Source organism: Acidovorax sp. LjRoot74 (assembly GCF_964254355.1).
In the GTDB taxonomy this organism is placed as follows: Bacteria; Pseudomonadota; Gammaproteobacteria; order Burkholderiales; family Burkholderiaceae_C; genus Acidovorax.
In genome coordinates this window covers 5,037,441-5,055,364 of the sequence record NZ_CAXUTI020000001.1, presented here as the reverse complement: position 1 = coordinate 5,055,364, position 17,924 = coordinate 5,037,441, and the positions used below count along the sequence as shown (strand labels likewise).

The window sequence follows — 17,924 nt, the reverse complement described above, 5'->3', positions numbered from 1 at the left end:
GATACTGGCTGCGACCCCTCCGCCTGCTTGCAGGCGGTGTTGCCCCCCACTCCAAGCCCCCGGTCGCACGCCCATGATCTCTTTTGTTTTGTCTTCCGCCCTTCCGTTTGCGCCATCGGGCCCTGGCCGTCCCCGGCCGCAGGCCCGCTGCTGGCGGCCTGGGGCGGTGGTGGCCGCAGCCCTGCTGGCCGGTGTGGCGCTGGCCCCGGCGCACGCCCAGATCGGCAGCACCACCCCCGTGCGCATTGGCGTGGTGGGGCCGTTCACCGGGCCCTCGGCCGACTTTGGCGTGCCCATGCTCAACGGCATCAAGCTGGCGGTGGACGAGATCAACGCCGTGGGCGGCTACCTGGGCCGCCCGCTGGAGCTGGTCGTCAAGGACGACACGGCCAACCCCGACCAGGGCCGCAAGGTCTCGCAGGAGCTGCTGGCCGAGAAGGTCGTCGCCACCATCGGCTTTTGCAACACCGGCGTGGCGCTCAAGGCCATCGACCTGTTCCAGGACGCCAAAAGCCCGCTCATCGTGCCCTGCGCCACGGGCACGGCCGTGACGGCCAAATACCCTGCGCCTGACAGCTACATCTTCCGCGTGCAGGCGCGCGACGCGATCCAGGCGCCCTTCCTGGTGGACGACATCGTCAAACGCGGCTGGGACAAGGTCGCCATCTTTGCCGACAAGACCGGCTATGGCGAAGGCGGCTACAACGATGTGGTGGCCGCGCTGGCCGCCAAGAACCTCAAGCCCGTGCACGTGGCGCGTTTTGACCTGGGGGTGAAGGACCTCACGGCCGAGCTGACAGCGGCGCGGAACGCGGGTGCCAATGTGGTCTACAGCTACACCGTGGGGCCGGAGAACGCCACCATCGCCAACGGCAAGAAGGCGCTCAACTGGAAGGTGCCGCAGGTGGGGCCGTGGCCGCTGTCCTTCCCGTTCTTCCTCGAAGGCGCCAAGGACGCGGCCGAGGGCGCGCTGATGGTGCAGACCTTCATCGCCGAGCCCAGCAACGAGCGCCGTGCATCCTTCCTGTCGGGCTACACGCGCAAGTTCCAGGGCAAGGTGGCCGTGCCCATGGCCGCGGCCAACGCCTACGACGCCACCTACCTGCTGATGTATTCCTTCCTCGGCATCCGCGACGGCAACCTGAGCGGCAAGGCCATCAAGGAGTCGCTGGAGGGCAAGATGAAGACCTACTACGGCGTGGTAACCACCTACGACAAGCCCTTCAGCGCGCAGGACAAGGACGCGATCACGCGCAACATGCTGGTCATGGGCATGGTCAAGAACGGTGCCATCACCTTTGCCTACCCCGAGGATGCCAAGCGCAACCTCATCATCCAGCGCAAGCAGTGATGCGGATTGGCCTTCAACCGGCTAACGTCCTTTTTGGGGGTGGAGGGAGCCTTGCCGTGCTACAGCAGTGTCTGCGGCTCCCCGCCTGGTTGTCCGATTGAATGCCAATCCGTGGAGACGCCGAGGTGCGTTTTGCTTCTGCTGCATGCGTTGTGTGCGATGACCCCCGTCTGACTCTGCGCTGACGGTGCGGCCCGGCATGGCGCAGGCCGCCCGACAATAGCTTTCGTGCTCTCCGTCCTCCTCATCACCTTCCCCTTCTTTGCGCTTGTGCTCTGCGGCTACCTCGCCGCGCGGCGCGGCGTGCTGCCGCAACCAGCCATCCCGGGGCTCAACGCCTTCGTGCTGTACTTTGCGCTGCCTTGCATGCTGTACCGCTTTGGCGCCAGCACGCCCATCGCCCAGCTGCTCGACCCGGCCGTGGCGGGTGTGTACGTGCTGTGTGCGCTGGTCATGGTGGGCGCCACCGTGGCGCTCACGCGCAAGGCGCACATCGGCTGGAACGATGCCGCCTTCGGCGCGCTGGTGGCTGCCTTCCCCAACACCGGTTTCATGGGCGTGCCGCTGCTGGTGGCGCTGCTGGGCGCGCAGAGCGCGGGCCCGGCCATCGTGACCATCGTGGTGGACATGGTCATCACCAGCTCGCTGTGCATTGCGCTGTCGCGCCTCGATGGCGCCGGTACCCACGGCGTGGGCGTGGCGCTGAAAAACGCCTTCAAGGGAATGGCGACCAATCCCATGCCCTGGTCGATTGCGCTGGGTGCGCTGGCTTCGGCCCTGCAGTTCCAGCTGCCCGGCCCGGTGGACAAGACCATTGCCATGCTCGCCGACGCAGCATCGCCCGTGGCGCTGTTCACCATCGGCGCCGTGCTGGCGCGCTCGCAGATGAACCAGCACGAGCAGGTGCCCGCGCGGGACTACGTACCCGTGGCGCTGGCCAAGCTTTTGGTGCACCCACTCCTGGTGTGGGGCGTGGGCACGGCCGCCATGGCGATGGGCGTGCCGCTCACGCCGTTTGCGCTCACGGTGCTGGTGCTGCTGGCCGCGCTGCCCAGTGCCAGCAACGTTTCGCTGCTGGCCGAGAAGTTCGGCGCCAACAACGGGCGGGTGGCGCGCATCATCCTGGTGTCCACCGCGCTCGCCTTCCTGAGCTTTTCTGCGGCGGTGGCGCTGCTGACCTGATTGCTACTGATTTTGTAGCTTGTCGCGCCCGCCCCATGCGCGCAGAGGCTGAAAAAAGGCCTGATTCTTTGCGTCGGGGCGAAAAAAAACCGGCTCAGGCGAGCCGGTTTTTTGTGGAGGCTACCGGGTTCAGTAGCGACCGCCGCCGTAGCCGCCGGTGCCGTAGCCCACATCCGAGCGCTTGCTGGCGGTGTAGCCACCTGCATCGCTGCGCTCTTCGCGCGGGCGGGCCAGGTTCACCACAATCGTGCGGCCATCCACGGACATGCCATGCAGCGCCTTGATGGCGGCCTGGGCCACGTCGGCGTTGGCCATTTCCACAAAGCCGAAGCCTTTGGAGCGGCCCGTGTCGCGGTCCATCATGACCTTGGCAGACGACACGCCGCCAAACTCGGCGAAGTTGCTGTTCAGGCTGGCGTCGGTCACGGAATAGGGCAGGTTGCCCACATAGATTTTGCTGCTCATGGAAGAGCCTTTCTAAAAATGGCGCGCAACGATTCGCGCACCGTTGGGGTTCTGTGTGGCGGACAGTAAGTCCGCAGCGGGGGCGCGCTGGATGGCAGGTGCGTGGGGCAGGCCATCAGCACTGGGGCGGATGCTGCATGCTCGTTTGCAGCCAGCCCTGGGTCACGGCAAAAAGCCGTGCGGCTTCGCGCGAGGCAAAGGCCTTGTCAAAACGGAACACGCGGCAGTAGCTGCCGTTGCCCTGCGAGCGGTGGACCGAGAAGGAGGCGCGAAAGCGGCCGCAGTCGGTGGGGTGTGTCGTGGGCGAAACGACGTAGCGGCCCATGGAAATGGCAGTGGGTGAAATCTGGATCAATCAGGAGCGCGGGCCGCAAGGAAGGGCCGCGTGAGCATCAAGGAACGCGGTGGGCTGCAGCTCGACAGATCCACTGGGCGACACAGGTCGCAAAAAGGTGCGGTGCGTGGGGCGGAATGCACCCCATGACAGGCGTTGCGGTGACAGGCCGAACAAGGCGCCCTGCGTACAACACGCCTGAAGTATATTGGTATTTGAATTTAAATTCAAATCAATATTATTTTTGGTTTTAAAAAGTGGAAGTTCGGGACTCTGCAAACCCTTCGTTTCTGGAAACTAGATGCTCTTGATTTGATAGCTGTTTGCGCTTGTGCAACGCGCGGCAGGGCCCTGAAAAGCTTCAAATCACCAGCGGGTCCACGTCCACCAACCAGCGCACCAGCCCCTTGTGCTCGGGCGCGCTGCGCGTGGCCTGCAGCACGGGCTGCCAGGCGGCCAGGAAGCGCTGCAGGGCGGCGCGGCTGGGGCTTTCCATGAGCATCTGGGCGCGCTCGACATTGGCCACGCGCTGGATCGTCAGCGGCACCGGCGGGAACAACGTCACCGCCTCCAGCCCCGGCAGGCCCGCCGCGTGTGCGGCGGCCGTGGCGGCGGTGAGGAAGCCCTGGGCCACCTCCTGCGTGCGGGCGTCGGCCCGCACCAGGGCCTGGTAGGCAAACGGGGGCATGGCGGCTTCTTCGCGCTCCTTGAGCTGCTGGGCGGCGAAGGCCTCGTAGTCGTGTTTGCGCAGCGCCTCGTACACCGCGTGCTGGGGGTGGAAGGTCTGCACCCACATCTCGCACTGCGTACCCTGGGCCGCCATGTAGGCGGCGTCCCGCCCGGCGCGGCCTGCCGCCTGCATGAGCAGCGCAAACAGCCGCTCGGGCGCGCGGAAGTCGCTGCTGAACAGCGCCCCATCGGGCTGTACGGCGGCCACCAGCGTGATGCGGCGGAAGTCGTGGCCCTTGGCGATCATCTGCGTGCCCACCAGCACATCCACCTCGCCTGCATGCACCTGCGCCAGCTGCGCCTCCAGCGCACCCTTGGCCTTGGTGGTGTCGGCGTCGATGCGGGCGATGCGCGCGGGGGTGCGGTCGGGCCGCAGCACCTCGGACAGCAGGTCGCCAAGCTGTTCTTCGAGCTGCTCGGTGCCCCGGCCCATGGAGTGGATGTCGGGGCTGCCGCAGGTGGGGCAGGCGCGGGGCACCCGCACCGTGTAGCCGCAGTGGTGGCAGCGCAGCGTGCGATCGGCCTTGTGGAACACCTGGTGGGCGCTGCAGTGCGGGCAGTCGCTTTTCCAGCCGCAGTCGGCGCAGTGCAGCACGGGCGCGTAGCCCCGGCGGTTGAGCAGCACCATGCTCTGCTCGCCGCGCGCCACGCGCTCGGTGATGGCGGCCAGCAGCGGCGCGCTGAAGATCGCGCGGCGCGGCTGCTGGTTCATGTCCACGCGGCGCACCCTGGCCAGGGCCCCGGCGCCGATCCGGCTGGGCATGGCCAGGCGCACATAGCGCCCGCCGTCGGGGTCTTCTGGCGTGGGCGGGCGGCTGGCGTGCCAGCTCTCCAGCGATGGCGTGGCCGAGCCCAGCAGCACCTTGGCGCCCTGCTCACGCCCGCGCCAGATGGCCAGGTCGCGCGCCGAGTAGCGCGCGCCCTCCTGCTGCTTGTAGCTGGGGTCGTGCTCCTCGTCCACCACGATGATCTTCAGGCCCGGCAGGCTGGCAAACACCGCCATGCGCGTGCCCAGCACGATGCGGGCAGCGCCGCTGTGCGCGGCCAGCCAGCTCTTGAGGCGCTGCGGGTTGGTCATGCCGCTGTGCAGCGAGACCACGGCCTGGCTGCCGAAGCGCGGCGCAAAGCGGGCGGTGAAGCGCTCTTCCAGCTGCGGGGTGAGGTTGATCTCGGGCACCATCACCAGCGCTTGCGCCGTGGGGTCGGACTCCAGCGCCTCTTGCACGCAGCGCAGGTAGACCTCGGTCTTTCCGCTGCCTGTGCTGCCAAACAGCAGAAAGGGGCCGGATTCAGAAGAAATTTGGGCCCTTGCGCGCTCCTGTTCTGCGGTGAGTGCTATTGATTGAATAGCGTTTCCGCTGCTGTTCCCTTCCTGCGACTTGGCGGGACGCTTGAGTCGGCGCGCCAGCTGGTCGGGCTGCAGGTCGCGCAGCTGGGGAGGCAGGGCGGCCAGGGCCACCTCCCCCAGCGCGCGCTGGTAATAGCGCGCGGCAAAGGCCACCAGGCGGCGCCAGGGCAGGGCCAGTGGCTCTACCCCCTCCAGCACCCCAGCCACCGCCCGCATGGCCGCACCCTCGGGCAGCTCGCCCGTGGCCTCCGCAGCGTCCCACACCACGCCCAGCACCTCGCGCTTGCCCAGCGGCACCCGCACCAGCGTGCCAGGGGGAAGGGGCTGCGCGCTGGCATAGCTGAGCAGGTCCCCCACGCCGCTGTGCGATGGGGTGTGCAAGGCAACGTGGACGATGGCGGAATGGATAGGCACAGGCTATGGCAGTTACGGGGGCTTGTGGAGGCCGAGTGGAGGTTTGGCAGCTAAGTGCTTGATTTGGCGTGCCGTGTGAGTAATCCCGTCTTTCTGTGGATAACTTTGTTGACATCCTGCATCCACCGCCCGCCAACCCGCATGAATACTGGCCCTGAACAGAATGCCCACAAAATTGGCAGTGAGAAAAAATCCTTATGAATCAATCATCTGAAGAATTTTGGGTGCATTTTCTGTGCTAGCGCCTGGTGGGCCGCCCATGTTGCGCCGCATCAAGATTTTTGTGCATAAGTCAGGCAGCCAGCAGGGCGTCAATGGCCGGGAAAACCCTTAATTTGTGTTAGTGATGCCCCCGCATGCTCAGTCTTTTCTGCGATGTAGGCTGCAAGTGCTTGATTTGACTGGGGTTTTGCAAGAAATCCAGAATTCCTGTGGATAACTTTGTTGATATCCCCTGTGTTTGCCACGCAAGTCCTTGACGGGCCGTGCTTTGGCTGGAATGCCCGCCAAAAAAGCAGCCTTGCGAAATCGTTTTAAATCAACTACTTACGTCGTTGATGAGAATATTTTCTGCCCTGCCCACTTTGTGTGCACGGGGGCCGCAGAGGCCCCGGTGCTGCGCCATTTTTGTGCATAAGTAGGCCCTTCGAGCCGCTCGGGTATTGCCGCCCTGCGGTTTTTCTTCTGTTGCAGAAGATGCACCCGCAGGGCGCCACGCAGCCCGTTGCCACGCTGCTGCGGGCCGGGCGCCTTCACCCCTGGCGCTGCGCGCGCGAGTGGCTGTGCACGGCCTCCACCAGCGCCGCTACATGTTCGGGCGGGGTGAACTGGCTGATGCCATGGCCCAGGTTGAAAATGTGCGTGGGGCCGGTGGTGCTGCGGTCGGTGTGGGGTGTGCCAAAGCTGTCGAGCACGGCATGCACCTGGGTCACGATCTGCGCGGGCGGTGCAAACAGCACATTGGGGTCGATGTTGCCCTGCAGCGCTTTGCCGGGGCCGCCCACCTGCCCGCCGACGATGGTGCGCGCCTTGCCCAGGTTGGCCGTCCAGTCCAGGCCCAGCACTTCGCAGTCGATGTCTTTCATGTCGTCGAGCCAGATGCCGCCGCCCTTGGTGAAGACGATGCGCGGCACGTCGGTGCCATCCACGCCGGTGCGCTTGAGCTGCCCCAGCACGCGCTTGGTATAGGCCAGGCTGAACTCCTGGAAAGCGCCATCGGCCAGCACGCCACCCCAGCTGTCAAAAATCATCACGGCCTGGGCGCCCGCGTCGATCTGGGCGTTGAGGTAGGCGGCCACGCTGTCTGCGTTGATGGCCAGGATGCGATGCATCAGGTCGGGGCGGGCATACATCAGGCTCTTGACGAGGCGGTAGTCGTCGCTGCCCTTGCCTTCGACCATGTAGCAGGCCAGGGTCCAGGGGCTACCCGAGAAACCGATCAGCGGCACGCGGCCGTTCAATGCCTTGCGGATGCTGGTGACCGCGTCGAACACGTAGCGCAGCTTGTCCATGTCGGGCACGGCCAGTTCATTCACCGCAGCCTCGTCGCGCACCACTTTGGCAAAGCGCGGGCCTTCGCCCTCGGCAAACGACAGGCCCAGCCCCATGGCGTCGGGCACGGTGAGGATGTCGGAAAACAGGATGGCCGCGTCGAGCGGAAAACGCTCCAGCGGCTGCAAGGTCACTTCGGTGGCGTAGTCCACATTGGTGGCCAGGCCCATGAAGCTGCCCGCCTGGGCACGTGTGGCCTTGTATTCGGGCAGATAGCGCCCCGCCTGGCGCATGAGCCACAGGGGCGTGTAGTCGGTGGCCTGGCGGCGGCAGGCACGCAGGAAGGTGTCGTTGGCAAGGGGGGCGAAGGTCATCCTGCGATTGTCGCAGGCCGACCACGCGCCTCGGCATCCGACGAGGCGGTAGAAATTGACGCGCATCAAGCCGAAACCACCGAGGGTCGGCTCCAGGGCGCCTATCGCTCTGCGATGTAGTGCGACATGCGGACCACCTCGCCCGGCGCCAAAAACGCCCGCACTTCCGTCTCCAGCGCCTGGTCGGCCATGGTCGCGCGGGCGCGCTGGTGCAGGTAGTCGGCCCAGGACTCGACGATGAAGCGCTCCACATAACGCGAGGGCTCGCCCAGGTCCTTGTACACGCGCCAGAAGGTGGCGCCGTCGCGGCGGCGTGGGGCCTTCATGCGGCTGATGGTGTCGAGGAACGCAGCGTCGGTGCCGGGGGCGATGCGGTAGCCCACCTCCACGGCCACGGGGCCTGCTTCGGGCAGGGGCTCGGCTTCGATGAACAGTTCATCCCAGGGCGTGGCCTGGGTCACCTCGTGCAGCGCACCCATGCGCAGCGGCATGGGGCGGGCCAGCAGCAGGCCCACGCCCATGAGCGCGGCGGCCACACACAGCGTGGGCGTAAGGCCCAGGATGTCCGACGCCGCGCCCCAGAACGCCGAGCCCATCGCAAACGCACCCAGCGCCGCCACCATGTGCATGGCCACGGCGCGCGAGCGCACCCACTGCGGCGCGCTGGCCTGGGTGGCGGTGTTGAAGGTGGACATGGCCGACATCCAGGCCGCGCCCGCAAACAGCATGGCGATGTAGACCACCCCCGTGATCTTGGTCAGGGCCGCCACCAGCATGGCCGCGCCAAACACGATGCCGCCCGTGCCCACGATGATCTCCATGCCAAAACGCGCGCGCAGCCGCCCCAGCACTAGGCCCACGCCTACGGCGCCCGTGCCCAGACAGCCCATCAGCAAACCGAAGCCTGGCGCTCCCGTGCCCAGGCGCTGGGCAATCACCGGCAGCAGCGCCCACAGGGCCGAGCCTGCAGCGCTGAACGCCATCACGCGCACCAGCTGCGCGAGGATCATGCGCGAATGCCAGGCAAAACGCAGGCCGCTCAGGGTGCCGCCCCACAGGCGCTCGGCGGGCAGCTTGGAGGGTGGGTGTGCCTTGGGCGGCCAGCGGCGGATGGAGTCCCACATCACCAGCGTGGTGGTCACCGTAACGGCAAACACCCACCCGGCGCCCAGCTGGGCAAACACCAGCCCCGCCAGCGTAGGCCCGATGGCGCGCGCCGCGTTGTAGGCAATGCTCACGGCGGTGATGGCCTGGGGCCATTCGTCGCGCGGTACCGGGTCGATGACCGAGGAGTTCCATGCGGGCGTGAGCACCGCCGTGCAGCAGCCGCACACAAACACCAGGAACAGCACCGAAGCCGACCCGCCCCAGCCGCCCAGCACCAGCAGCGTGAGCAGCGCACTGGCCCCCGCCTGCGCCAGCAAAGCGCCTGAGATCAGGCGCCGCCGGTCCGTGGTGTCGGCCAGCACACCGGCAGGCAACGCCAGCAGGAACATGGGCATGAACACGGCTGTCTGCACCAGCGCGGCCAGAAAGGACGACCCCGTCAGCTCGACCATGAGCCAGGCGGCTGCCATGGTCTGCATGCCACTGCCTACAAAAAAGATGCCACCACAAATCCACAGGCCCCGGAACGCGGGTTGGCGCAGAGGGCTCCACAAAGAGGTCGAGTGCTGGGACATGAGGGCGGGTGGTAGGGCGTGGGTCGTGGTCGGACGGAAAGCGCGGGCGGACCTGCAGGGGTGTTACAAGGCGTCTTGGAGGATATCGCCGTCTCCCCGTTTTGGGGCGCACTGCGGGGGATGTCCCTCAATCCACATGCCGTCCGCCCCGCAGCCGGTAGGTGCGCGGCACGTCGGTGCGGGTGGCGACCAGCGCTTCGGCGCGCTGCTGCATGTCGGCCAGGGCCTGGTCCAGGCCCGACACGGCCTCGGGTTCGAGCCCGGCCAGCAACTCCTGGTTGAGCGCCTTGACCTGCGGGAACAGGCCATCGTGCACCGCCTGGCCTGCGGGCGTGAGGGTCAGCACGGCCTGGCGCCGGTCGCCGGGCATGGCGTCGCGGGTGATGAGCTTCTTGGCCAGCAGCGAGGTGATGGCGCGCGAGGTGCGTGCCCGGTCCAGCCCCAGCCGTTGGGCCAGCTCGGCCGGTGGCATGCCCGGGTGTTGCGCCAGCATCATCAGCAGGCCCCACTCCCGCCGGGTGATTCCGTAGCCACCTTCACACAGCCGCACCACCAGGCTGCCCGCCACGGCCAGCAGGCGGTTGAGGCGGTACATCAGCAGGTCGTTGGCGGCCTGCGGGTGGGCCAGCCGGTGGCCGGGCGGGGTGGGTGGTGAGGGGGCCGGTGCAGGCGCGGGCATCAGGGTATTTCCGGGCAATGATTGATTAGATCAATTGATTGTGTGCCCAATACAGTCCGGCCATCCACCCCCCGCGCGGCTGCGCGGGCCCTGCCATCGCCCCTGGAGATTTCGACCATGCGCAAACCCCTTGCTTTTGTGCTGACCGCCACACTCGCCCTGTGCGCCACCCTGGCCCAGGCGCAGGAGACCCCCTTGCGCATCGTGGTGGGTTACGCACCCGGCGGCGCGACCGACCGCGTGGCCCGCATCGTGGCCGACAAGCTGGGCAGCAAGCTTGGCACGCCCGTGATCGTGGAGAACAAGACCGGCGCGGGCGGCCGCCTCTCGGCCCAGGCCGTCAAAGCCGCGCCCGCCAACCAGCCCACGCTGCTGCTGGCCAACCCCGCCGTGATGCTGGTAGCGCCGCTGGTGTTCCCTGACGCGGGCTACGACCCCGAGCGCGACTTCCGCCCTGTGAGCCACGTGAACAGCTACGAATTCGGCGTGGCCGTGGGCAGTGCCGTGCCGGTCAAGGAGCTGCCGCACCTGATGGCCTGGCTGAAGGCCAACCCGGACAAGGCCAACTTCGGCGTGCCCGCCACCGGCAGCCTGCCGCACTTTTTTGGCCTGATGGTGGGCGACGCCGCCAAGGTGCGCGCCGAGGTGGTGGGCTACCGGGGCTCGGCGCCGCTGCTGAATGACCTGCTGGGCGGCCAGGTGCCCGTGGCGTTCGACACGTTTGACACCCTGCTGCCCCAGCACGAGGCGGGCAAGATCCGCATCCTGGCGGTGTCGGGCGCCAAGCGCAGTGCGCTGGACCCCAAGATCCCCACGTTCAAGGAAAGCGGTTTGGACCTGGCCGCCACCGGCTGGAACACCTTTTTTGCCCCCATGGGCATGCCCAAGGCGCAGGCCGAGCGCCTGGCCAGTCTGATCCATGAGGTGATGAAGGACCCGGACACCCAGCGCAAGTTCGAAGCCGCCAAGATGGAGCCCGTTGTGGCAACCATGGCGCAGACCGAAGCGATGCTCAAGGCCTACCGCGCGCAATGGGCGCCAGTGGTGCAGCGCTCGGGCTTCAAACCTTGATAGGAAGCGCCCCCTGAGCGGCTGCGCCGCTTCCCCCTCAAGGGGGACGGCGGCCTCGCTGCGGGGCGGCCCTTGCTTGCCGCCCCTCGCGTGGGCCGTGCCAGTTGCGCAGGTCGCAGCCCACGTTCAGTGACATTGGATCTCAGAGATGAAAACGCACCCCCGTCCCAACATCATCTTCATCGTTGCCGACGACCTCGGCTATGCCGACCTGGGCTGCTATGGCGGCCGCGATGCAGCCTTTGGCCCCGTGTCGCCGGTGCTCGACCAGCTGGCGGCCGAGGGCCTCAAGCTCACGCAGGGCTACTCCAATTCGCCCGTCTGCTCGCCCACACGTTTTGCGCTCATGACCGCGCGCTACCAGTACCGCCTGCGCGGCGCGGCCGAGGAGCCCATCAACAGCAAGAGCCGGGGCAGCACCACCCTGGGCCTGCCGCCCGAGCACCCCACGTTGCCTTCGCTGCTGCGCGCATCGGGCTACCGCACGGCGCTGATGGGCAAGTGGCACCTGGGCTACCCGCCCGCGTTCGGGCCGCTGCGCTCGGGCTATGAAGAGTTCTTTGGACCCATGTCGGGCGGGGTGGACTATTTCACCCACTGCAGTTCCAATGGCACGCACGACCTGTACCTGGGCGAGGAAGAAAAGCAGCAGGACGGCTACCTCACCGACCTCATCACCGACCACGCGCTCGACTATGTGCAGCGCATGGCTGAGGGTGCCAAGGACGGCACGCCGTTCTTCCTGAGCCTGCACTACACCGCGCCCCACTGGCCGTGGGAGACCCGCGACGACGAGGCGCTGGCGCAGGAGGTGAAGACGAACCTGTTCCACCTGCACGGCGGCAACATCGAGACCTACCGCCGCATGATCCACCACATGGACGAGGGCATCGGCCGCATCATGGCCGCGCTCCAGCGCCACGGCATCGACCGCGACACGCTGGTCGTGTTCACCAGCGACAACGGCGGCGAGCGCTTCTCGGACAACTGGCCGCTGGTGGGCGGCAAGATGGACCTGACCGAAGGCGGCATCCGCGTGCCCTGGATCGCCCGCTGGCCTGCGGTGATTGCCCCCGGCGGCGTGAGCGCGCAGACCTGCATGACCATGGACTGGTCGGCCACCATGCTCGACGCCGCAGGGGCCGCCGCGCATGCGGATTACCCGCTGGACGGCCGCTCGCTGATGCCGCTGCTGCGCGATGCCAACATGATTGACGAGCCCCCGCTGTTCTGGCGCATGAACCACCGAGGTCAGCGCGCCATGCGCCAGGGCGTGTGGAAGTACCTGCACGTGGATGGCAACGACTACCTGTTCAACCTGGCCGACGACGAACGCGAGCGCGCCAACCGTGCGCCCGTGGAGCCCGACCGCCTGAAGGCCATGCGCGCCGCGTGGGAGGCGTGGAACGCATCCATGCCCGCCATTCCTGACGACGCCACGGTGAGCCTGGGGTACTCCGTCAAGGACATGCCGCAGCGCTGAACCCGGCGGGCATGCAAGTTAGCGGGCGGACGGCAGGGCTTGCCCTGTTGCCCGCCAGACACCCTTGCCGGTAGATTGGGCGCCATGCCCGCCTTCGCCCCCGCGCCCTCGTCCCCCACTGCTCTGCGCCAGTGGACCACCGACGTGGTGGCGCCGCCCGCGCGCCTGGACTACTGGGTGGGCGCGATCTGCGAGGCGTTTCTGGAGATGGATTGCAGCTCCCGCGAGGCGCCGCTGTTTGGCGGCGAGCTGCAAAGCCTGCCGGTGGAGACGCTGTCCATCAACCGCGTGCGGGCCTCCACCCAGGATGTGTTTCGCACGCCCGCCGGCATTGCGCGCAGCCGCCAGCTGCCCTTCTACCTGATCGGCCAGGCCGAGACCGCATGGCATGTGCGCCAGGATGGCCATGTGGCCCACCTGCGGCCGGGCGACGTGGTGCTGCTGGATTCGGCCCGGCCGTACGAACTGCACTTTCCCGACGGCGTGCACTGTGTGTCGCTGCAGCTGCCGCGCGCCTGGGTAGGGCAGTGGCTGCAGCAGGCCGAGGCGCCCGGCCCGCGTGTGGCCTGGCGCGACCAGGGCTGGGGCCAGAGCCTGGGGGCGCTGGCCATGCAGCTGGCGCGTGACCCGGCCTCGGCGCAGGCCCTGCCGCCCGCATTGCTGTCCGATCACCTGGGCGCGCTGCTGTGCGCGGCGCTGGAGCCACCCCAGCCACCCGCCCCCACGGCAGCAGGCAGTCTGCATGCCCATCTGTGTGCGCTGCTGCGGGCGAGCATCGACCAGCCCGGCCTCTCGGCCTCAGTGCTGGCGCAGGAGGCGGGCGTGTCGCTGCGCACCCTGCACCGGGCGTTTGCGGCGCAGGGCCACACCTTTGCGGGCACCTTGCGCGAACTGCGCCTGGCGCGGGCGGGCGAGCTGCTGCGCCGCCCCCAGCTGGCCCATGTGGCCGTGGGCGAGATCGGGCGGCGCTGCGGCTTTGCCGACCCCTCGCATTTCGCACGCGCCTTCCAGCGCGCCATGGGCGTGTCGCCCGCGCAGTGGCGGCGCGGCGGCTGATTCCGTCTCCCCATCCTCCGAGTCGTTGTTGCTTCGCCTTGCCGTGCTGCACGGCGGTGGAGCTTTTGGCACACCCAGCACAGCGGGCTGGCACGCGCGGGCCATTCAGCGCCGCCCGGTGTTTCTAAGGTAACGGTAGGGCGGATTGCCCGGTCCTGCAACACAACCTCAAGGAGACACACACATGCCGGATACCTATGTCCTGGTCCATGGCGCATGGCACACCGGTGCCGAGATGGAAGCCACCGCCACCCACCTGCGCGCGCGGGGCCACACCGTGCACTGCCCCACGCTCGCGGGCAACAACCCTGGCGACGACCGCGCGGCCATCGGCCTGGCCGACGCGGTGGATTCGCTGGCGGCCTTCATCGAAGGCCAGGGCCTGAGCGAGGTGCGCCTGGTGGGCCACAGCTATGGCGGCATGGTCATCAGCCACATGCCTGCGCGCCTGCCCGGGCGCATCCGCCGCCTGGTGTACTGGAACGCCTTTGTGCCGCAGCCGGGCGAGTGCCTGAACGACCTGGTGCCGCCGCACTACCGCGCGCTGTTCGACCAGGTGGCGGCCAGCAGCGGCAATGCGGTGATGCTGCCGTACCCTATCTGGCGCGAGGCCTTCATTAACGACGCCGACGAGGCCCTGGCGCAAAGCAGCTACGCACTGCTCAACCCCCACCCCTACCGCACCTTCACCGAACCCGCGCAATTGCCCGTGCCGCTGGCCGCGCTGGAGGTGGGCAAGAGCTACCTGAACGCGCAGCAGGACACCGCGCTGCCGCACAGCCTGCCCTGGCATCCGCGCCTGTCGGAGCGGCTGGGCCTGTTCCGCCTGGTGGAGTGCGCGGGCAGCCACGAGCTGTGCTTTTCCGACCCTGCGTCGGCGGCGCTGCACATCGAGCGGGCTGGGCGCGACTGACGGGCAGCAGGGTTCTGTGTGCGCTGAGGTTTAGGCTTTTTTGGCCTCTTCCGCCTGATGGGTAAGCGCTGATAGCTATCAATTCAGGAGTGATCCGCTGCTTCCCGCCTCCAGCAGCCGGGTGAGCAGCGGGTGCATCACCTTGCGGGCGCTGTAGATCAGGTGGAACTGCTCCTGCACGTCGGGCGTGGTGCCCACCTGCACCAGCCCGTGGGTCTGCGCCAAGTGCTCGCCCAGCGATACCGGCGCGGGCATCACGCCCATGCCGGTGGCGGCAAAGGTGCTCAGCAGCGCACTGTCTTCAAACTCGCCCGCGATGCGCGGGCGGATGCGTTCGCGCTCCAGCCAGTGGTCGATGCGCGCGCGCATGGCGGCGTGGTCGGTGGGCAGCAGCACGGGCACCACGGCCAGGCTGTGGGGGAAGCTGTTGGCCGCCGCCTCGGCCCACAGCGGGGGCGCGTACCAGGCGATGGCGCTGGTGCCCAGCAGCTGGCTGGTGGTGCGCAGGGCGGGGTTGGGGGGCGCGGCGCGGTCGGCCAGCACGGCGTCGAGCTTGTGCAGCGCCAGCTCGCCCAAAAGGGGTTGGAACTCGCCCTCGTGGCACAGCAGGCGCAGGTGGGGCTCGTCCAGCACGGGGGTCAGCAGCCGGTGCACGGCCAGCTTGGCAATGCCGTCGGAGATGCCCAGGTTCAGCCGCAGCGTCTGGCCGCTGGCGGCCTCGCGCACGCGCACGGGCAGCAACTCACCCAGCGCAAAGATGTGGTCGGCCTCGTGCAGCGCAGCCACGCCCGCATCGGTCAGCACCAGGTTGCGGCCCTCGGAGCGCAGCAGGCTCACGCCCAGCGACTTTTCCAGCTCGCGCACCTGGGCGCTGATGGTCTGCACGGCCATGTCCAGCCGCTCGGCGGCGCGCGCGATGCCGCCCTCCTTGGCCACCACCCAGAAGTAGAAAAGATGGCGGTAGTTGAAGCTCTGGCTCATGATGTTGGCGTGACGGTTTGGTCAAAAAGGTGGTTGGTTCGTAAAAACCGAACCAATGCTACCAATATGACAGGTTTTAAAGAATCTCCTGCGTCCCTACAGTGCGGGTCTGCCGCTGGGCTAGCGCCTGGCCAGAGCAATACCCCTTTGGAGAAAGAGCATGGAAACAATAGGCACCTGGTGGATGTGGGCGGGTTTTGCCGTCTTTGTGGTGGTGGCGATCGCCATCGACCTCTTGGTGATGGAGCGCCAGGGCGCGCACAAGGTCACGATGAAAGAGGCGCTGCGCTGGAGCCTCTTGTGGTTCTCGCTGGCCTTCGTGTTCGTGGCCATCCTGTGGTGGTACCTGGACGGAAGCCAGGGCCGCGAGGTGGCCAACACGGTGTCGATGCAGTTCATCACCGGCTACCTGGTCGAGAAGAGCCTGTCGGTGGACAACATCTTCGTCTTCCTGATGCTGTTCAGCTACTTTGCCGTGCCGCCGCAGTACCAGAAGCGCGCGCTCATCATCGGCATCATCGGCGCCATCGTGCTGCGCACGCTGCTCATCCTGGCCGGTGCCTGGCTGCTGGCCACCTTCCACTGGCTGCTGTATGTGTTCGGCGCGTTCCTGGTCATCACCGGCATCAAGATGTGGTTTGCCGCCGGGCAGGAGCCTGACATCGCCACCAACCCGGTGCTCAAGTTCCTGAAGAAGCGCATCCGCATCACCGACAAGTTCGATGGCGAAAAGCTCTCGACCATGATCAATGGCGTCAAGCACTTCACGCCGCTGTTTGTGGTGCTGGTGCTCATCGGCACCACCGACATCATCTTTGCGGTGGACAGCATCCCTGCGATCTTCGCGATCACCAGCGACCCGTTCATCGTGCTCACGGCCAACATCTTCGCCATCCTGGGCCTGCGCGCGCTGTACTTCCTGCTGGCTGACCTGGCCAACCGCTTCCACCTGCTGGCCTATGGCCTGGCCCTGGTGCTGGTGTTCATCGGCAGCAAGATGCTGCTCATCGACCTCGTGAAGATCCCGATCGGCTATGCGCTGCTGGTCACCGCCGGGCTGATCGCCGGTTCCATCTACCTGTCGCTGCGCAGCTCGGGCGAAAGCGCCCACGGTGCCCCCGCCCTGCCACCCAAAGACTGAAACAAGGCCACGCACCATGGAACTCTTCGACTCTGTTCTGCTTTTTCTCCTGGGGGGCCTGGTCGCGGCTACCGTCATCGCCCACCGGGCGGGCAATGAGCGGCGCGATGTGCGGCTGCTGATGGGGCTGTCGGCCCTGTGTGGCGCCGGTGCCGCCGCCGCGCTGGCCTGGGGCTGAGAGGGGCGCCGATGCAGATGCTCTGCACCTTGCGCCGCTGGCTGCGTGGGCTGGAGCCCCGGGCGCGTGCCTACCTGGAGCGCGGCTGGCTGTCGCGCTACCAGCCCTGGCTGGAGCAGCGTGCGCTGTTTCGCTTTCAGCGCCAGCCGCTGGCACGCGGGGTGGCGGCGGGCATGTTCTGCGGCCTGATCCCCGGCCCGCTGCAGATCCCGGGCACGCTGCTGGTGTGCGCCTGGCTGCGCGGCAACATCGTGGCGGGTGGCGTGGCCACGTTCTATACCAACCCGCTCACCGCCGTGCCGCTGTATGTGCTGGCGTTCTATCTGGGCGCACTGGTCATGCCTGGCTCGCACTCCCTGCCCGAGTGGAGCAGCGCGGTGCCAGGCGGGGACTTCTCGGTGCAGGCGCTGGGGGCCTGGATGCAGGCCCTGGGCACGCCGCTGCTGGTGGGCCTGCCCACGCTGGGGCTGGTGATGGCCGTGCTGGGCTATGCCACGGTGCAGCTGCTGTGGCTGGCACCCGCGCTGCAGCGCAAGCGGCGGCTGGTACGGGGCCAGAAGGCGGCAGGCTAGTTCAGCGGGCTCGCCGATGGGTGTCTGCCGACCGCCACTGGAGTGCGCCGTCGTGGGATTTGTCCGGGACGGGCAGCCCCAGGGGCTTCAGCAGATCCTCCAGGTCGGCCAGATACGCGGCAGCCTGCCCCCGGGCTGGTTGTGTGATCTGCAGGGAGAACTCCAGCGAGTAGGGAAAGTCGTCGTAGTTGGTGACAAGCGCATGTCGGCCACTGGCCAGCCGCAGCGCAAACTGACGCCCCGCCCGTGGCGCGCCCTGGGTCGAACGAAACCGGGTGCTGCGGGCTGCAAACAACCGTAGCGCGTCATCGAAAGGGTGGTTGTCGATATGGCACGGGTAGAGGTTGCAGGCGGGTAGCTTGCGCATGCTGATCCACTGCGGGGGCGCGCAGGCAGTGGCAGCGGCTGGGGGCGTGGTGGCGTCGGGCATGGGGCTCTCGCTGAGTATGGCCGCCATGGTATGCGGCACCGGCGCCACCG

The 17,924-nt window shown here is 67.4% G+C and carries 17 protein-coding genes; 9 read left to right on the top strand and 8 right to left on the bottom strand.

Going from position 1 to position 17,924, the window contains the following annotated elements; all coding sequences use genetic code 11:
• Positions 1 to 73: 73 nt before the first annotated feature.
• Together ACSQ3O_RS23985 and ACSQ3O_RS23980 are read left to right on the top strand one after the other, a co-directional pair.
• Entirely contained in the window at positions 74 to 1,351 is a 1,278-nt protein-coding gene (locus tag ACSQ3O_RS23985) for an ABC transporter substrate-binding protein (protein WP_137747592.1), read from the top strand.
• 228 nt (positions 1,352 to 1,579) lie between these two features.
• Complete coding sequence (locus ACSQ3O_RS23980; RefSeq protein ID WP_436140705.1) at positions 1,580 to 2,533, top strand: AEC family transporter; 954 nt, start codon at positions 1,580 to 1,582, stop codon at positions 2,531 to 2,533.
• A 129-nt stretch (positions 2,534 to 2,662) separates the two neighbouring features.
• On the opposite strand, the gene ACSQ3O_RS23975 is transcribed toward ACSQ3O_RS23980, so the two are convergent.
• The 6 genes from ACSQ3O_RS23975 to ACSQ3O_RS23950 all read right to left on the bottom strand — a co-directional run bounded on the left by ACSQ3O_RS23975 (position 2,663) and on the right by ACSQ3O_RS23950 (position 10,049).
• Positions 2,663 to 2,998 (bottom strand): RNA recognition motif domain-containing protein, encoded by a 336-nt coding sequence (locus ACSQ3O_RS23975; protein ID WP_137747594.1) that lies wholly within the window; start codon positions 2,996 to 2,998, stop codon positions 2,663 to 2,665.
• A gap of 115 nt (positions 2,999 to 3,113) precedes the next feature.
• Positions 3,114 to 3,323 (bottom strand): hypothetical protein, encoded by a 210-nt coding sequence (locus ACSQ3O_RS23970; protein WP_137747595.1) that lies wholly within the window; start codon positions 3,321 to 3,323, stop codon positions 3,114 to 3,116.
• 370 nt (positions 3,324 to 3,693) lie between these two features.
• Positions 3,694 to 5,817: a replication restart helicase PriA gene (gene priA, locus ACSQ3O_RS23965; protein ID WP_436141169.1), complete on the bottom strand. Its 2,124-nt coding sequence runs from the start codon at positions 5,815 to 5,817 to the stop codon at positions 3,694 to 3,696.
• Between the two features lie 758 nt (positions 5,818 to 6,575).
• Positions 6,576 to 7,688, bottom strand: coding sequence for a uroporphyrinogen decarboxylase (gene hemE / locus ACSQ3O_RS23960; protein ID WP_436140704.1), 1,113 nt, complete (start codon positions 7,686 to 7,688; stop codon positions 6,576 to 6,578).
• A 101-nt stretch (positions 7,689 to 7,789) separates the two neighbouring features.
• Positions 7,790 to 9,370: an MFS transporter gene (locus tag ACSQ3O_RS23955; RefSeq protein ID WP_298453287.1), complete on the bottom strand. Its 1,581-nt coding sequence runs from the start codon at positions 9,368 to 9,370 to the stop codon at positions 7,790 to 7,792.
• Positions 9,371 to 9,497: 127 nt separating this feature from the next.
• On the bottom strand, positions 9,498 to 10,049 hold the full coding sequence (locus tag ACSQ3O_RS23950) for a MarR family winged helix-turn-helix transcriptional regulator (RefSeq protein WP_137747599.1): 552 nt from the start codon (positions 10,047 to 10,049) through the stop codon (positions 9,498 to 9,500).
• Between the two features lie 117 nt (positions 10,050 to 10,166).
• Between ACSQ3O_RS23950 and ACSQ3O_RS23945 the strand changes: the two genes are divergently transcribed.
• The 4 genes from ACSQ3O_RS23945 to ACSQ3O_RS23930 all read left to right on the top strand — a co-directional run bounded on the left by ACSQ3O_RS23945 (position 10,167) and on the right by ACSQ3O_RS23930 (position 14,572).
• Positions 10,167 to 11,120 carry a Bug family tripartite tricarboxylate transporter substrate binding protein gene (locus tag ACSQ3O_RS23945; RefSeq protein WP_137747600.1) on the top strand — a complete coding sequence of 318 codons (954 nt, stop codon included), beginning with the start codon at positions 10,167 to 10,169 and terminating at the stop codon, positions 11,118 to 11,120.
• A 148-nt stretch (positions 11,121 to 11,268) separates the two neighbouring features.
• Entirely contained in the window at positions 11,269 to 12,603 is a 1,335-nt protein-coding gene (locus tag ACSQ3O_RS23940) for a sulfatase family protein (RefSeq protein WP_436140703.1), read from the top strand.
• Positions 12,604 to 12,687: 84 nt separating this feature from the next.
• Complete coding sequence (locus tag ACSQ3O_RS23935; protein WP_436140702.1) at positions 12,688 to 13,659, top strand: helix-turn-helix domain-containing protein; 972 nt, start codon at positions 12,688 to 12,690, stop codon at positions 13,657 to 13,659.
• A 184-nt stretch (positions 13,660 to 13,843) separates the two neighbouring features.
• Complete coding sequence (locus ACSQ3O_RS23930) at positions 13,844 to 14,572, top strand: alpha/beta fold hydrolase (RefSeq protein ID WP_436140701.1); 729 nt, start codon at positions 13,844 to 13,846, stop codon at positions 14,570 to 14,572.
• 78 nt (positions 14,573 to 14,650) lie between these two features.
• Here ACSQ3O_RS23930 and ACSQ3O_RS23925 read toward each other — a convergent pair whose 3' ends face one another.
• Positions 14,651 to 15,553 (bottom strand): LysR family transcriptional regulator, encoded by a 903-nt coding sequence (locus tag ACSQ3O_RS23925; RefSeq protein WP_137747604.1) that lies wholly within the window; start codon positions 15,551 to 15,553, stop codon positions 14,651 to 14,653.
• Between the two features lie 160 nt (positions 15,554 to 15,713).
• Between ACSQ3O_RS23925 and ACSQ3O_RS23920 the strand changes: the two genes are divergently transcribed.
• Genes ACSQ3O_RS23920 through ACSQ3O_RS23910 form a run of 3 tightly spaced genes read left to right on the top strand, consistent with a single transcriptional unit; the run spans position 15,714 to position 17,444 of the window.
• A complete protein-coding gene (locus ACSQ3O_RS23920) occupies positions 15,714 to 16,694 on the top strand; it encodes a TerC family protein (protein ID WP_137747605.1) in 981 nt (326 codons plus the stop codon).
• Positions 16,695 to 16,710: 16 nt separating this feature from the next.
• Entirely contained in the window at positions 16,711 to 16,872 is a 162-nt protein-coding gene (locus tag ACSQ3O_RS23915; RefSeq protein WP_171012227.1) for a hypothetical protein, read from the top strand.
• A gap of 11 nt (positions 16,873 to 16,883) precedes the next feature.
• On the top strand, positions 16,884 to 17,444 hold the full coding sequence (locus tag ACSQ3O_RS23910; RefSeq protein WP_436140700.1) for a DUF2062 domain-containing protein: 561 nt from the start codon (positions 16,884 to 16,886) through the stop codon (positions 17,442 to 17,444).
• A 1-nt stretch (position 17,445) separates the two neighbouring features.
• Here the strand turns inward: ACSQ3O_RS23910 and ACSQ3O_RS23905 are convergent, their stop codons facing one another.
• Entirely contained in the window at positions 17,446 to 17,874 is a 429-nt protein-coding gene (locus tag ACSQ3O_RS23905; protein ID WP_436140699.1) for a hypothetical protein, read from the bottom strand.
• Positions 17,875 to 17,924 lie beyond the last annotated feature (50 nt).

Bases quoted from the DNA above. Each gene is read 5' to 3' on its own strand.
- ACSQ3O_RS23985 (WP_137747592.1), top strand. From the start codon at position 74: ATGATCTCTTTTGTTTTGTCTTCCGCCCTTCCGTTTGCGCCATCGGGC.
- ACSQ3O_RS23975 (WP_137747594.1), bottom strand. From the start codon at position 2,998: ATGAGCAGCAAAATCTATGTGGGCAACCTGCCCTATTCCGTGACCGAC.
- ACSQ3O_RS23970 (WP_137747595.1), bottom strand. From the start codon at position 3,323: ATGGGCCGCTACGTCGTTTCGCCCACGACACACCCCACCGACTGCGGC.
- hemE (WP_436140704.1), bottom strand. From the start codon at position 7,688: ATGACCTTCGCCCCCCTTGCCAACGACACCTTCCTGCGTGCCTGCCGC.
- ACSQ3O_RS23955 (WP_298453287.1), bottom strand. From the start codon at position 9,370: ATGTCCCAGCACTCGACCTCTTTGTGGAGCCCTCTGCGCCAACCCGCG.
- ACSQ3O_RS23950 (WP_137747599.1), bottom strand. From the start codon at position 10,049: ATGCCCGCGCCTGCACCGGCCCCCTCACCACCCACCCCGCCCGGCCAC.
- ACSQ3O_RS23945 (WP_137747600.1), top strand. From the start codon at position 10,167: ATGCGCAAACCCCTTGCTTTTGTGCTGACCGCCACACTCGCCCTGTGC.
- ACSQ3O_RS23940 (WP_436140703.1), top strand. From the start codon at position 11,269: ATGAAAACGCACCCCCGTCCCAACATCATCTTCATCGTTGCCGACGAC.
- ACSQ3O_RS23935 (WP_436140702.1), top strand. From the start codon at position 12,688: ATGCCCGCCTTCGCCCCCGCGCCCTCGTCCCCCACTGCTCTGCGCCAG.
- ACSQ3O_RS23930 (WP_436140701.1), top strand. From the start codon at position 13,844: ATGCCGGATACCTATGTCCTGGTCCATGGCGCATGGCACACCGGTGCC.
- ACSQ3O_RS23925 (WP_137747604.1), bottom strand. From the start codon at position 15,553: ATGAGCCAGAGCTTCAACTACCGCCATCTTTTCTACTTCTGGGTGGTG.
- ACSQ3O_RS23920 (WP_137747605.1), top strand. From the start codon at position 15,714: ATGGAAACAATAGGCACCTGGTGGATGTGGGCGGGTTTTGCCGTCTTT.
- ACSQ3O_RS23915 (WP_171012227.1), top strand. From the start codon at position 16,711: ATGGAACTCTTCGACTCTGTTCTGCTTTTTCTCCTGGGGGGCCTGGTC.
- ACSQ3O_RS23910 (WP_436140700.1), top strand. From the start codon at position 16,884: ATGCAGATGCTCTGCACCTTGCGCCGCTGGCTGCGTGGGCTGGAGCCC.
- ACSQ3O_RS23905 (WP_436140699.1), bottom strand. From the start codon at position 17,874: ATGCCCGACGCCACCACGCCCCCAGCCGCTGCCACTGCCTGCGCGCCC.